Consider the following 12,333-nt stretch of genomic DNA (forward strand, 5'->3'; position numbering starts at 1 on the left):
TCACTTCTTCGCGTACTTGACGGAGGACGCGATCATCTCCGTGCGCTCACCGCGCTCGGCCCGCAGCGCGGCGCGGCGGGCGTTGATCGGCTCGTCCTGGATCTTCGCGTGCAGCTTGAGGATGGCGTCGAGCAGCATCTCCGGGCGGGGCGGGCAGCCCGGAAGGTACATGTCGACCGGCACGACGTGGTCCACGCCCTGCACCACCGCGTAGTTGTTGAACATGCCGCCGGAGGAGGCGCAGACGCCCATGGCGAGCACCCACTTGGGCTCGGCCATCTGGTCGTAGATCTGGCGCAGGACCGGCGCCATCTTGTTGGTCACCCGGCCCGCGACGATCATCAGGTCGGCCTGCCGGGGGGTGGCGCTGAACCGCTCCATGCCGAAGCGGGCGATGTCGTAGCGCGGGCCGCCGGTGGTCATCATCTCGATGGCGCAGCAGGCCAGGCCGAAGGTGGCCGGCCACAGCGAGTTCTTGCGTCCCCAGTTGACCAGCTTCTCCAAGCTGGCCAACAGGATTCCGTTCGGCAGTCGCTCCTCGATGCCCATGCTGTCCGCCTCCCGTCAGTTCCAGTCGAGGCCGCCGCGCCGCCACACGTAGGCGTACGCGAAGCCGAGCGTCGCGATGAACAGCACGATCTCCACCAGGCCGAAGAAGCCGAGGGCGTCCGCGGACACCGCGAACGGGTAGAGGAACACCATCTCGATGTCGAAGAGGATGAACAGCATCGCGGTCAGGTAGTACGCGACCGGGACCCGGCCGCCACCGACCAGCGGCTGCGGCGACGGCTCGATGCCGCACTCGTAGGCCTCGAACTTGGCCCGGTTGTAGCGCCGGGGTCCGAGCAGCGGCCCGAGCAACGCGGAGAACAGCGCGAACGCCGCCGCGAGCACGAAGAGCAGGAACAGCGGCAGATAGCTTCCCAGCCCCGACGACACATTCTCGTTCTGTGCTACCGATGTGCTGACAGCTGCGAGTACTGACACTTTCGCCGTCCTTTCCCGCTCCCTCAGTCGGGCACCCTATGGGTGGCCGTCTCACGGCCGGGGGTTAGGCGCACCTAACCTGACCGGCCGATTAGCTTGTGAAAATCTTCACAAGCTATCTCGTGAAGCGTTTCACAAAACTCTGAGGCGAGTGTAGGACCCGACGAAACGGGCCGTGCAGGGAGATCCCCTTCCTACGCCGGGAGCTCACGCATGGTGCGCAGCGGCGGGCAGGCGACCGGAACCCACCCGAGGGCGAGCGCGCCGGTGAGCAGGAACCGGAACGTGGCGGTCATCCGGCCGAGCGGCCGGTCGGGGGTGACCCGCTGGCGGAAGCCGGCCTTGAGCACGGTGTCCACGCCGATCTTGGTGACCATCTCCGTGCGTTGAAGGCGGCCGGGTTGGCCGGCGCGCACCGGACGGGCCGGTTCGTGCTCTACCCCCGCGCCGCCACCGGTGAGGCCCTGCTGACCGCGGCAGGCTGACCAGCGAAGACAGAAGGGGCGCCCGACCGTACGGCCGAGCGCCCCCTCCCCCGGGAAGAGTCCGTTACTCGCTCTGCAAGTAGTACAGCAGACGCAGGATCTCCAAGTACAGCCACACGAGGGTGGTCATCAGACCGAACGCGGCGTACCAGGCCCACTTCGACGGCATCCCGGTGCGGATCATCTGGTCCGCCATGTCGAAGTCGAGCAGGAAGTTGAAGGCCGCGATACCGATCACGATGATGCTGAAGATGATCGCCATGGTGCCGCCGCCACGGATGCCCATGTTCACGCCGACCAGCGACATCAGCAGGTTGATCACCATCAGGCCCGCGGCCGCCACGGTGGCGCCGATGATCCACTTGGTGAGCTTCGGCGTGACCCGGACGGCGCCGGTCTTGTAGACCACGAGCATCGTGATGAACACCAGCGCGGTGCCCATGATCGCCTGGAGCGCGATGCCCGGGTAGAGGTAGTTGAACACCCCGGTGATCGCGCCGAGGAACACGCCCTCGGCGGCCGAGTAGGTCAGCACCAGCGCCGGGTTCGGCAGCTGCTTGAAGATGATGACCAGCGACAGGACGAGCCCGACGACAAGCCCGCCGATCATCGGCGGCCACGGGCTGATCACCTGGGCCTGCACCGCGATCGCGGTGATGATGCCGGTGACCAGGGCGAGGCCGATGGTCGCCGCGGACTTGGTGACCACGTCGTCGACCGTCATGGGTCGCTCACCGGTGGTCGGCGGAGCCTGGTAGGCGCCGCCGTATCCCGGCATGCCGCCCTGGGGCTGGGCCTGGGGCTGGGTCTGGAAGCCCGCGTAGCCGCCGCCGAACCCGCCGCTCGGCAGGTTCCGGAACGCGGGATTACTGGTAGAACGCACCTGTTCCTCCTGGGCCTGATGGCTCCTGCACCGGATTCAACGACCAACCATGCCGGCCAGTTCCCGATGGGTAAAGGTGACTTTACCCGTCAATGCGTGATCGTTACGCGGGAACCCGTCAACCGCGATCGCGCGATCACAGTAGCCCGTGACACAACCGTACGGGCTGACCACTCGGCAGCGGGACCGCGAACCGGCGCGATCACTGGTCACCCACCAAATCGTGACCGCCCCACCCGGCCTGGCGTCCCCCGACCCGGCTACTACTCTCCTTAGCCTTTACTGGCGGCAAGGTCGGGAGGTGTGATGAGGCGTCGCTGGGGGCCGATCGTCACCGGTGTCGCACTGGCGCTGACGTTCGCGGTCCTCATCGGGCTCGGCACCGTCGGGCCGGGCGCGGACGGGGACGACACCTCCCCCGCCGCGCAGGGCGCACCCGCCCCGCCGTCGTGGATGCGCAAGCTCGATGCCGGCGAGAAGCCGCCCCAGTTCGTCCTCTTCTCCTTCGACGGCGCCGGCTCGCACGACCACTGGCGGCGGATCCTCCCGCTCGCCGAGAAGGTGAACGCGCACGTCACCGGCTTCCTGTCGGGCATCTACCTGCTGCCGGACGCCCGCCGCGGCGAGTACGCGGGCCCCGGTCACGACCCCGGCCACGCGGCGATCAGCTTCGGCGGCAGCGAGGAGGAGGTGGCCACGCGCATCGCCGACCTCAACGACGCCGTGGCGCGCGGGCACGAGATCGGCACGCACTACAACGGACACTTCTGCGCCGGCAACGAGCCGAGCGGCGGGAGGTGGAGCACCACACAGTGGACCGCCGAGCTCGACCAGTTCTTCGGCTTCGTCCGCGACGCCGCCACCCGCGGCCTGCTGGTGGCGGAGGACCGGATCAAGGGCGGCCGCGTCCCGTGCCTGGAGGGCGACTTCGAGGCGCTGGCGCCGGCCATGGCCGCGCACGGCCTCACTTACGACACGAGCCTCACCTCGGAAGGCATCGCGTGGCCGCAGCTGCACAACGGCATCTGGGGCATCTGGGAGTTCCGCGTCCCCGTGGTCCGCGTGCCGGCCCTCGCCGGCAAGAAGGTGATCATGATGGACTACAACCTCTGGTACTCCCTCAACGGCGCGCGGGAGGACCCGTCCCGGGACAAGGAGTTCACCGCGGTGACGTTGGACACCTACCGGGCCGCGTACCAGGCGGCGCTGAACACCAACCGCGCGCCGCTCACCGTGGGCAACCACTTCAACGACTGGTCCGGCGGCGCGTTCAGCAACGCGACCGAGCAGTTCATGACCGAGGTCTGCGTGCGCGAGCACACCGTGTGCACGACGTACTCGCAGGTCATCAGGTGGATGAAGCTGCAGGACCCGGAGGTGCTGGACACCTTCCGCACGATGCCGCCCGCGCAGGTCACCTGAGCCGCGACCGCAGCCAGGCCAGCGCGGGCCCCGCCTGCAGGTGCTGGAAGCGCCGCAGCGTCGGCAGTCCCGGCGGCGAGGGCAGCAGCGCGGAGTGGACGAAGAAGCCGGTGACCGCGGCCAGCACCGCGTCGACCGCGGCCGGGTCCGCGCCGGCCGCGACCGGCGAGGTGCGCCAGACGTCGTCGGGGTCGGGCCCACCCTGCAGCGCGACGCTCGGCAGCATGCACACCAGGTCCACCCATGCGGCGCCGACCGCGGCCTGCGGCCAGTCCACGAACAGCACCCGGTCGTCGGTGAGCAGGATGTTGTCCGCCCGCAGGTCGCCGTGCAGCAGCGTGTCACCGGCGGCCGCGGCCGCCCAGCCGGCCTCCAGCGCGGCCAGCCGATCGACGTTGCGGCGGCTCCACGGGTCGAGTGCCGCGGCGAGCGCGGGGTCCGCGGCCAGCGAGCGCCAGCCACGGAAGGCGTCCGGGTCCTGGCCGATCGGCCCCGCGTCCACCGGGCTCGAGGTGAGGTCGCGAGCCAGCGCGACGAGCGCGTCGTGCACCCGGTGCCAGTCCTTGGGCCGCCACGGCAGCGGCGGGGTGTGGCCCGCGACGTCCTCGAAGACCAGGACGGCCCAGTCCGCGGCGCCGCTCCACAGCAGCCGGGGCACGGCCACACCGGCGGGGAGCCCGCCGGCGATCTCGGCCTCGCGGCGGTGCATGCGGACCGACTGCGGGTTCCGCTCGGCGCCGACCGCCTTGGCGAACACCCGGCGGCCGTCGGCGAGGCGCAGCCGCGCGGCGAGGCCCGGGGAGAACCCGCCGCGCTGGCTCACCGCCTCGACGACGGCCGACCCCATCGCGGCCTCGATCGCCGCGCGCACCGCGCGGGGCACCCCGGCCCAGTCCAGCCGGTTGCCGCCGACCCCGTCCCACACCATGATCCGATGGTCCCGGTCGCGGCGTCCGAACTCATCCGGTTTTACCGTGGGATGCTGAGCGGCGGCGGGGACCCGACGGAAAGGACGAGGCGATGGCGACCTATCTGGTTACCGGGGCGACCGGCCTGATCGGCAGGCACTTCGTCGCCGAGCTGCTGGCTCGGCCGGACACCGAGCGGGTGTGGCTGCTCGTCCGCGAGCGGTCCCAGGACAGGTTCGCCGCGGCCGCGCGGGCCTGGCCGAACGCGGAGAAGACCCGGCCGGTGCTCGGCGACGTGCGGGAGCCCGGCCTCGGCGTCGACGAGGCGCAGCTGACGGAGCTCACCGGGCACGTCGACCACCTCGTGCACCTCGCCGCGCTGTACGACATCGCGGCCGACGACGACGCGAGCATCGCCGCCAACGTCGACGGCACCCGGCACGTCATCGAGCTGGCGTCGGCGGTCGGGGCGGGCTGCCTGCACCACGTGTCCTCGGTCGCGGTCGCCGGGGACTACCGCGGGCGGTTCACCGAGGAGATGTTCGATGCCGGCCAGCGGCTGGTCACCGCCTACCACCGGACCAAGTTCGAGTCCGAGCGCCTGGTCCGCTCGCAGACCGAGGTGCCGTGGCGGGTGTACCGGCCGGCGATCGTCGTCGGCAGCTCGGTCACCGGCGAGATGGACAAGATCGACGGCCCGTACTACTTCTTCTCCGCGCTCGCCCGGCTGAGCGCGGTGCCGAGCGTGCCGCTGCTGTTCCCGGACATCGGCGACACCAACATCGTCCCGGTCGACTACGTGGCCGCCGCGATGGCGCACCTGGTCACCGAGCCGGGCCTGGACGGCCACGCGTTCCACCTGGTCAACCCCGAGCCACAGACCGCACGCGGCGTCTACAACGCGTTCGCGAGCGCCGCCGGCGCGCCGGTCGCCACCGCCGAGCTCGACCACCGGCTGTCGAACCCGCTGATCAGCCTGGTCAAGCTCGCCGAGCACGTGCCGGGCGTGACGATCGCCCGCGACGCCGTGCTCGACCGGCTCGGCATCCCGCCGATCCTGCTGTCCACGCTCACCTTCGAGCCGCGCTTCGACTCGACCGAGACGCGCAAGGCGCTCGCCGGGTCCGGCGTCGACGTGCCGCCGCTCGAGGACTACGCGGACGTCCTGTGGCGGTACTGGCGCGAGCACCTCGACCCGTTCCGCGCGCGCCGGCACGGGCAGCGCGGCGAGCTCGACGGGCGGCGCGTGGTGATCACCGGCGCGTCCTCGGGCATCGGCCGGGCCACCGCGCTCAAGGTCGCCGCCGCGGGCGCGGTGCCGCTGCTGGTCGCGCGCCGGCAGACCGAGCTGGAGGAGGTACAGGCGGAGATCGCCGCGGCGGGCGGGCAGGCGTACGTGTACCCGTGCGACCTCACCGACGACGAGTCGGTGGCCAAGACCGTCGAGGCGATGCTGACCGAGCAGCCGGGCATCGACATGCTGGTCAACAACGCCGGCCGGTCGATCCGGCGGTCGGTGCAGCTGTCCTACGACCGGATGCACGACTACGAGCGCGCGATGGCGATCAACTACTTCGGCGCGGTCCGGCTGATCCTGGCGTTGCTGCCGCACATGATCGAGCGGCGGTTCGGCCACGTCGTGAACGTGTCGTCGATCGGCGTGCAGGGCATCGCGCCGCGGTTCTCGGCCTACGTCGCGTCCAAGGCGGCGCTGGACTACTTCGCCAAGATCGTCGCCACCGAGACGCACGGCGCGGGCATCACGTTCACCACGGTGCACATGCCGCTGGTCCGCACGCCGATGATCCGGCCGACCAAGATCTACGACGCGTTCCCGACGAAGTCGCCGGAGCAGGCCGCGGACATGGTGCTCGAGGCGCTGCTCAAGCGGCCCAAGCACATCGGCACGCCCACCGGCCGGGCGATCTCGGCCGCGTACACGGTCGCCCCAGGCCTGGTCGACGCGATCGCCTACCAGGGCTACCGGATCTTCCCCGACTCCACCGCGGCAGGCGGCGGCGGTCGGGTCAAGATCGGCAAGGGCGACCGGCACCTCGGTGCCGCGGCGATGGCACTGGCCCGGCTGACGAGAGGTTTCCACTGGTGATCACCGGCGCGCACTCGATCATCTATGCCTCGGACGCCGAGGCCGCGCGGACGTTCCTCCGCGACGTCCTCGGTCTGTCCAATGTGGACGCTGGCGGCGGCTGGCTGATCTTCCGGTCGCCGCCGGCCGAGGTCGCCGTGCATCCCACCGGCGACGCGGTCGGCCGGCATGAGCTGTACCTGATGTGCGACGACCTCGAGGCGACGATGGCCGAGCTGGCGGCGAAGGGCGTGGCGTTCACCAGCGAGGTGTCCGACCAGGGCTGGGGCCGGCTGACCTCGCTCGCCGTGCCGGGCGCCGGCTCGCTCGGGCTCTACGAACCGCGCCACCCGACCGCCTACGACCTGCCGTGACCACGTGGTCCACTGTGGACCAGCCAGGTTGATCCTGTTGCGGTACCGGCAGGCACCGGTACGGTCACGTCATGGCTGATGACCTCTCCGCGCCGGATGTCAGCTTCGCCGTGGCACGCCACGGTTTCGATCGCGCGCAGGTCAGACAGTATGTGCGCGAGCTGGCCGAGTACGCGCACCGGGCGGACGCCGGCCGGGCCGAGGCGCTGACGCAGGTGGCCGAGCTGCAGGGCGAGCTGGAGATCGCGCGCCGGGAGGTCGAGGCGTTGTCGAGCCGGCTGGACGAAATCGGCAGGCCGGCCGACGAGCAGAGCGCGGCGCGGCTGGTCGACGTGGCGAAGTCGCAGGCCAGCGAGATCACGACGCGAGCGCGCGCGGCGGCCGACGGCACGTGGGCGGCGGCGGAGCGGGCGTCGACGGAGCTGCGCGACAAGTACCGCCGCATGCTGACCGAGCTGGACGAGCAACACGCCGAGATCCACCGGACCCACAAGACGATCCTCACGACGGCACGGACCCAGGCCGAGGAGATGACGACCGGCGCGCACCAACGCCGCCGGGACATCGACGCGGCGGCCGAACGCGACCGGATCCGCATCGACCGCGAGTTCTCGGAACGGACGGCGCACCTCAGGGCGTCCCTGGAGCGCGAGCTGACCGACCGCCGCGCCGCGTGCGTGGCCGACATCGACGCGAGACTACGCGCGGCCGACGAGGAGGCCCAACGCCGCATCGACACGGTGACGGCGCAGGTCAAGAAGCTCACGGAGGTACGGACCCAGCTCTCCGACCGGCTACGCGACACCCAGGACCTGATCGAGCGCAGCGCCGTCCTGCTGGAACCGATGGAGTCCGAGGCCGAGCTGACGCGGGAGAACCCGTTCCCGATACCGCCACCACCCGGCCCCGAACCCGAACCGCCGGCAGCCGCCGACCCACCGGTGCGGAAGGGCGCCGCCCCGGCAGCCGAGGACGCCGACCCGACCCCCGCCACGCAGCCGAAACGCGCCGTCCCACCACAACGCGCCAAAGGCACCCAACCCGCCAAACGCTGACCCACGACGTCCATCCCGACCCACGGCGGCAGTGGTGCAGCGGCGAGTATGGCGATTCGCCCGGTCGACCTTTCGACGGCCGTCCTGGTCGAGGTGCGCATGGTGGCGATGGTGCACACCGGATAGCCACGCCCGGTCAACCTGGCGGCGGTGTCGGCGTACCGCACGGCCTCGGCCATGCCGGAAGCCAGGCCAGCCTCGAACCGGCTGTGCTCCGCGGCACGGCAACCCGCCCTCGTTCCGAGTCACGCGGCACCGTGGGCCTCGGCCGCGCTGACGGGTTCCGGGCCAGTCGCCCGGGAGCCTGCCAGTGCGACCAGCGCCTCATCGAGCAGACGCCGCACCGCCGAGTGCAGGGCGGTGCACTCGCTGTCGATCTTCGTCGCGGACTTCTGGATCGTGGCGGACAGCTTCTTGACCGAGTCGATCTTCATCAGTTGCTTGAGTGCCTCGGAGATCTTCTCCTCGGCCGTGGCGACCTGGTGGACGCCCTTGCGACTTGCCGTCGCGATGGCGGTCGTTCGCAGGAGCATGACCACGGTGCGCAGTAGGTCGGGTACGTCGTTGTCGGGGTCGAACGCCAGCACGAGCCGTTGGGCACCGATGACCCGGAGGGTCTGGCCGCCGTTCTGGTCGATGGTGCGGACGAGCCCGAGCGATGCGACGGCGTCTCGGTTGCGCTCGGCTTCGTCGAAGTAGTCGGTCCAGCCGGTGCGGGCCGAGTCGGTCATCTCGATGACCACCCGAGCGGCGCCGTCGTTCAGGCTCAGCACACCGTCGCCCTTCTTGCAGCGAGGCAGGCGACCCGTGGTCATGCTGGTGTCGGTGTAGTCGTCGCCGAGGCCCGTGGTGATGCCCATCAGCACAGCGTGTACCGAGCCGGCGTAGGACTCGCCCTTGATCGGCGTCACCCTGGCGAGGGCGGTCGTGGCCTCCTGGACGCGCAGTGCCGTCGACACCTTCTCGATCTTGCTCGTCAGCTCGGCGTGCTGCCTGGTCAGCTGCTGGGTGAGCTGTTCCTGGTGGGCGGTGAGTTCCGCGGCGTGCTTGGCCATCGGCGAGGTCGGGTCGGACGGGTCGAACTGCTTGGCGGCCTTTGTCAGCAGTTCGGCGGTTCCCGCACTCACCTTCGCGTCGAGGTCGGTGCTGAACCTGTCGAGCACCGGCTGGAGGTGAATGAGGCCGCCCAGGCCGCCCGTGATGGTCTTGTTCGTCCTCGATGACGGACCAGCACGGCAGGTCAGTTCGCGGCGGTAAGTAAGTCCGTGAAGTCGAACTCGCCGTCGGTGACTCCGGCGAGGAAGGCCGACCACTCGCCATCGTCAAAGTGAAGCTCGACCTCGGTGGTGAGCGACGTAACGAGCGTGTCGGTGCCGGTCCTGGTGATCGCGGCGACCCCGTTGGTCGAGGTGCGACCGTCGCGGGCGTCGCGCACGAACGCCGTCCAGGCCACATGGGAGAAGTCGATCGTGCCCGCGGCCGGGTGCTTGCTGTGCCGGACAAGCACGACGTCGGCCGCCGGGGCGACCTCGACACAGTTACCGGTGGCGGAGCTGTAGCTGCTCTTGCGCCACCCGGTGCGGGCGGGGACCGGGGAGTCGGTGTTCATCGCAGATCCTTGATCACATCGTGGATGAGGTCCAGTGAGTCTCGCGGGGCCAGCGCCTGACTTTGCACGGAGGCCAAGGCGTGCAGGTAGCTGCGGACCACGCCGCCGCGCTCGTGCACTGTCCAGGATGTCACACCATCCACGTAGACGGCTTCGGGATCGGTCTCGTCCGGCCACTGGATGATCACGAACGAGTCGCAGAGCGCGGCATGGGCGTCGGCGGTGAACGGGACGACCTGCACGGTGACGTCCCGTTCGCGGACCACACGGGCGATGTGCCGAAGTTGCTCACACAGAATCGCGGGACCGCCGATCTGCTGGCGGATCGCGGATTCTCCCACGATCGCGGTAAGCCGGAGGCCCTCGTTGAGCCGCTTCTGACGGCGCATCCGCAGTTCGAGGTAGCGATCGATGTCAGCGGCACGCATGTGGGGTGAGCCTGCGGTGATGATCCGTTCGGCGTAGTCGCGGGTCTGGAGCACGCCGGGGATGACCTGGCCTTCGAAGGTGCGTATCCAGGAGGCGTCGGCTTCCAGCTCGATGAGCATCTGCACGGCCTCGGACAGGATGTCGCCGTAGTCCTGCCACCAGCCCGGCTCGTCGGCCTTGCGGCGCAGTGCCTCCAAGTGGGCAGCCACCTCAGCGGGAATGTCCAGCACGTCCACGGTGCGGGTCAGCACATTCGGAGAGATCTTGGCCTTGCCTGACTCGATCTTCGACCAGCTGCCCTGGTGGATACCGATCCGGGTGGCGAGTTCGGTGCCGGACAGGCCGCTCTGCTGCCGGTAGGTGCCCAGACGGGTACCGAGACGGCGACTGCGCACGGTCGGTCGCATCGTGTGTCCTCCGCTTCCTCGATCTCCATGATCGCTGCCATCACACCTGGTGACCTGCATCATCACCCGATTGGGCCACTTCCATCTGGGACATAATGCATGACATTATGCCTAACATGGTTGCCGTGCCAATGGCACACGGTAGCCCGCCTGATGATCACCGATCGCCAGGCCCCCAGCCCCGGCGGGGCCGGGCCGGACCCCCGACCTGGCCCGGCTTCGCCGGTACCACCAACCGACCGGCACCGAGCGCCGTCGCCAATCCCTCGTAGAGAAGGAGAGATGCACCATGAGTCCACCCACCACGCCGATTCCCCACCCGATCGTCGTACCCGGCGGGCCGGGACGAGAGGACATGATCATGGTCGCCAGCGCGGGCGTGCACGCCGACGTGGCGATCACCCTGCACATGCGCACACCTGATGACCTGTACGTCTCGCTCCTGTTCGGCAGCGAGCGGTTCACGCTGGAGTTCTACGACGTGGAGAGTCTGGAACGGCTGCGTGACCTCGCCGACGAAGGAGCCCGTCGGCTGCGGGCGGCGTCCGAAACGGACACCCCAGCCGAGCCCGCCGACGACAGCAAGGCCGTGGACCAGTCCGCCGAGTTGGCGAGGACGGCCCGATGAACACGGCTTCCCTGGGTGTCACGCTGGACGAGCGTGATGCGGTGCGCCTGTGGGCCAGCCGGTCGGCGGAGTTGGTGTGCCTGGTGATCGATGCCGAAGGGACGAACTGCGAGATCCGGATGGTTCGTGTTCATGTGGAGTCGTTGCGCGATCAACTCCCAAGCGTGCTGGCCGGTCTGGACCGGTGGGCGGCCGAGGATGCCGGGTGCGGGAAAGCCGAAACGGCCAAGCAACAGGCCGTGGACGTAGCGGCACGAGCGTTGGACCTGGCGGTGGCCGCCGAGAAGGCCGGGGCCTATGAGGTGGCCGCGTCCCTGCGGGTGGCCGCCGCTGAGGCGACCGCCAAGGCCACCGCGGTGGACGCGCACGTGCGAGCGTTCGAGGGCGCAACAGCCGAGGCCGACTACGCTGCGGAGAAGCTGATCTACATCATGAGCGAGACTGGCGCAGCGCTCACTTGCGGCCCCGAACAGCCTGATGCCGCTGCTCAACCACCGAAATCTCCCTGAGCGCGGACGCTCCTTCCGCCACGGCACAACCGGTGTCCGTCGGTTATGTGACGTACGAGCAGGGTGTATCTCTCCTCATCACCAATCGGGCGAACGCCGTGGAGATAGTCCCTGGTTGCGGGGAAGGAAACCAACGTGCCCGATGGTGGGCGTAATTCGAGGTCTACTGGACGTACGAAGTAAAGTTCGCCGCCCTCATACTGATCGGGGTCGTTGAGGAACAGCAGAGTTTCAGCTCAACCGGCCGACCAAGAAGGACCCGGAGTTTAGGCGGATACGGCCCAAGACCGACGCGGGAATACGCCGGGTGGTGCTCGACCGGGACACGGCCGCCTTGTTCGCCCGGCTCGTGGACGGGAAGCGGCCGGACGAACCGGTGTTCGAGCACCCGACGCGCGGCGGCTGGTGGCCTCAGCCTGGATCCACCGCACGAATTTGAGTGATCATTTCTAGCGGTGTAGTTGATCTTCAATCGGATGTGCTCGGTCGTGGGCGCGTGATATCTGCTGGCCTCGCGTCCAGCTTGTTCACTTGGCGTCTCCGGTCGGGCC

The 12,333-nt window shown here is 69.5% G+C and carries 15 protein-coding genes; 6 read left to right on the forward strand and 9 right to left on the reverse strand.

All coding sequences use genetic code 11. The features are described 5' to 3' along the window. The 4 genes from GEV28_RS25030 to GEV28_RS25045 all read right to left on the reverse strand — a co-directional run bounded on the left by GEV28_RS25030 (nt 1) and on the right by GEV28_RS25045 (nt 2,355). Nucleotides 1-549 carry an NADH-quinone oxidoreductase subunit B family protein gene (locus GEV28_RS25030; protein WP_367115175.1) on the reverse strand — a complete coding sequence of 183 codons (549 nt, stop codon included), beginning with the start codon at nt 547-549 and terminating at the stop codon, nt 1-3. 15 nt (nt 550-564) lie between these two features. Continuing rightward, nucleotides 565-939 (reverse strand): NADH-quinone oxidoreductase subunit A, encoded by a 375-nt coding sequence (locus GEV28_RS25035; protein ID WP_291414662.1) that lies wholly within the window; start codon nt 937-939, stop codon nt 565-567. Between the two features lie 242 nt (nt 940-1,181). Next, entirely contained in the window at nt 1,182-1,364 is a 183-nt protein-coding gene (locus GEV28_RS25040; protein ID WP_291414663.1) for a hypothetical protein, read from the reverse strand. Between the two features lie 172 nt (nt 1,365-1,536). Continuing rightward, complete coding sequence (locus GEV28_RS25045) at nt 1,537-2,355, reverse strand: Bax inhibitor-1/YccA family protein (protein ID WP_291414664.1); 819 nt, start codon at nt 2,353-2,355, stop codon at nt 1,537-1,539. A 306-nt stretch (nt 2,356-2,661) separates the two neighbouring features. On the opposite strand from GEV28_RS25045, the gene GEV28_RS25050 reads away from it, so the two are divergent. Then, on the forward strand, nt 2,662-3,777 hold the full coding sequence (locus tag GEV28_RS25050; protein WP_291414665.1) for a polysaccharide deacetylase: 1,116 nt from the start codon (nt 2,662-2,664) through the stop codon (nt 3,775-3,777). On the opposite strand, the gene GEV28_RS25055 is transcribed toward GEV28_RS25050, so the two are convergent. Continuing rightward, a complete protein-coding gene (locus GEV28_RS25055; RefSeq protein WP_291414666.1) occupies nt 3,770-4,705 on the reverse strand; it encodes a phosphotransferase in 936 nt (311 codons plus the stop codon). The two genes, GEV28_RS25050 and GEV28_RS25055, sit on opposite strands and share 8 nt — an antisense overlap. Before the next feature lie 92 nt (nt 4,706-4,797). On the opposite strand from GEV28_RS25055, the gene GEV28_RS25060 reads away from it, so the two are divergent. The 3 genes from GEV28_RS25060 to GEV28_RS25070 all read left to right on the forward strand — a co-directional run bounded on the left by GEV28_RS25060 (nt 4,798) and on the right by GEV28_RS25070 (nt 8,200). Next, nucleotides 4,798-6,792 (forward strand): SDR family oxidoreductase, encoded by a 1,995-nt coding sequence (locus tag GEV28_RS25060; protein ID WP_291414667.1) that lies wholly within the window; start codon nt 4,798-4,800, stop codon nt 6,790-6,792. Next, a complete protein-coding gene (locus GEV28_RS25065) occupies nt 6,789-7,145 on the forward strand; it encodes a VOC family protein (RefSeq protein ID WP_291414668.1) in 357 nt (118 codons plus the stop codon). Before GEV28_RS25060 ends, GEV28_RS25065 begins: the two co-directional genes overlap by 4 nt. A gap of 71 nt (nt 7,146-7,216) precedes the next feature. Next, nucleotides 7,217-8,200, forward strand: a complete 984-nt coding sequence (locus GEV28_RS25070) for a hypothetical protein (protein WP_291414669.1) — start codon at nt 7,217-7,219, stop codon at nt 8,198-8,200. Nucleotides 8,201-8,445: 245 nt separating this feature from the next. Here GEV28_RS25070 and GEV28_RS25075 read toward each other — a convergent pair whose 3' ends face one another. From GEV28_RS25075 to GEV28_RS25085, 3 genes are all read right to left on the reverse strand, one after another. Beyond that, entirely contained in the window at nt 8,446-9,363 is a 918-nt protein-coding gene (locus GEV28_RS25075) for a hypothetical protein (protein ID WP_291414670.1), read from the reverse strand. Between the two features lie 77 nt (nt 9,364-9,440). Beyond that, on the reverse strand, nt 9,441-9,809 hold the full coding sequence (locus tag GEV28_RS25080) for a DUF397 domain-containing protein (RefSeq protein WP_291414671.1): 369 nt from the start codon (nt 9,807-9,809) through the stop codon (nt 9,441-9,443). Further along, nucleotides 9,806-10,645, reverse strand: a complete 840-nt coding sequence (locus GEV28_RS25085) for a helix-turn-helix transcriptional regulator (protein ID WP_291414672.1) — start codon at nt 10,643-10,645, stop codon at nt 9,806-9,808. The genes GEV28_RS25080 and GEV28_RS25085 overlap by 4 nt, the downstream gene beginning before the upstream one ends. A gap of 289 nt (nt 10,646-10,934) precedes the next feature. On the opposite strand from GEV28_RS25085, the gene GEV28_RS25090 reads away from it, so the two are divergent. Together GEV28_RS25090 and GEV28_RS25095 are read left to right on the forward strand one after the other, a co-directional pair. Beyond that, entirely contained in the window at nt 10,935-11,273 is a 339-nt protein-coding gene (locus GEV28_RS25090) for a hypothetical protein (RefSeq protein ID WP_291414673.1), read from the forward strand. Continuing rightward, entirely contained in the window at nt 11,270-11,782 is a 513-nt protein-coding gene (locus GEV28_RS25095) for a hypothetical protein (protein ID WP_291414674.1), read from the forward strand. The genes GEV28_RS25090 and GEV28_RS25095 overlap by 4 nt, the downstream gene beginning before the upstream one ends. Here GEV28_RS25095 and GEV28_RS42520 read toward each other — a convergent pair. After that, nucleotides 11,761-12,009 carry a 2OG-Fe(II) oxygenase gene (locus GEV28_RS42520; RefSeq protein WP_367115176.1) on the reverse strand — a complete coding sequence of 83 codons (249 nt, stop codon included), beginning with the start codon at nt 12,007-12,009 and terminating at the stop codon, nt 11,761-11,763. The genes GEV28_RS25095 and GEV28_RS42520 overlap by 22 nt on opposite strands. Nucleotides 12,010-12,333: the final 324 nt, after the last annotated feature.

Source organism: Actinophytocola sp., from assembly GCF_009379765.1.
In the GTDB taxonomy this organism is placed as follows: Bacteria; Actinomycetota; Actinomycetes; order Mycobacteriales; family Pseudonocardiaceae; genus Actinophytocola.

Excerpts from the sequence above, each read along its gene's own strand:
- GEV28_RS25090 (WP_291414673.1), top strand. The coding sequence starts at position 10,935 with ATGAGTCCACCCACCACGCCGATTCCCCACCCGATCGTCGTACCCGGC.
- GEV28_RS25050 (WP_291414665.1), top strand. The coding sequence starts at position 2,662 with ATGAGGCGTCGCTGGGGGCCGATCGTCACCGGTGTCGCACTGGCGCTG.
- GEV28_RS25080 (WP_291414671.1), bottom strand. The coding sequence starts at position 9,809 with ATGAACACCGACTCCCCGGTCCCCGCCCGCACCGGGTGGCGCAAGAGC.
- GEV28_RS25040 (WP_291414663.1), bottom strand. The coding sequence starts at position 1,364 with ATGGTCACCAAGATCGGCGTGGACACCGTGCTCAAGGCCGGCTTCCGC.
- GEV28_RS25055 (WP_291414666.1), bottom strand. The coding sequence starts at position 4,705 with ATGGTGTGGGACGGGGTCGGCGGCAACCGGCTGGACTGGGCCGGGGTG.
- GEV28_RS25070 (WP_291414669.1), top strand. The coding sequence starts at position 7,217 with ATGGCTGATGACCTCTCCGCGCCGGATGTCAGCTTCGCCGTGGCACGC.
- GEV28_RS25095 (WP_291414674.1), top strand. The coding sequence starts at position 11,270 with ATGAACACGGCTTCCCTGGGTGTCACGCTGGACGAGCGTGATGCGGTG.
- GEV28_RS25030 (WP_367115175.1), bottom strand. The coding sequence starts at position 549 with ATGGGCATCGAGGAGCGACTGCCGAACGGAATCCTGTTGGCCAGCTTG.
- GEV28_RS25060 (WP_291414667.1), top strand. The coding sequence starts at position 4,798 with ATGGCGACCTATCTGGTTACCGGGGCGACCGGCCTGATCGGCAGGCAC.
- GEV28_RS25085 (WP_291414672.1), bottom strand. The coding sequence starts at position 10,645 with ATGCGACCGACCGTGCGCAGTCGCCGTCTCGGTACCCGTCTGGGCACC.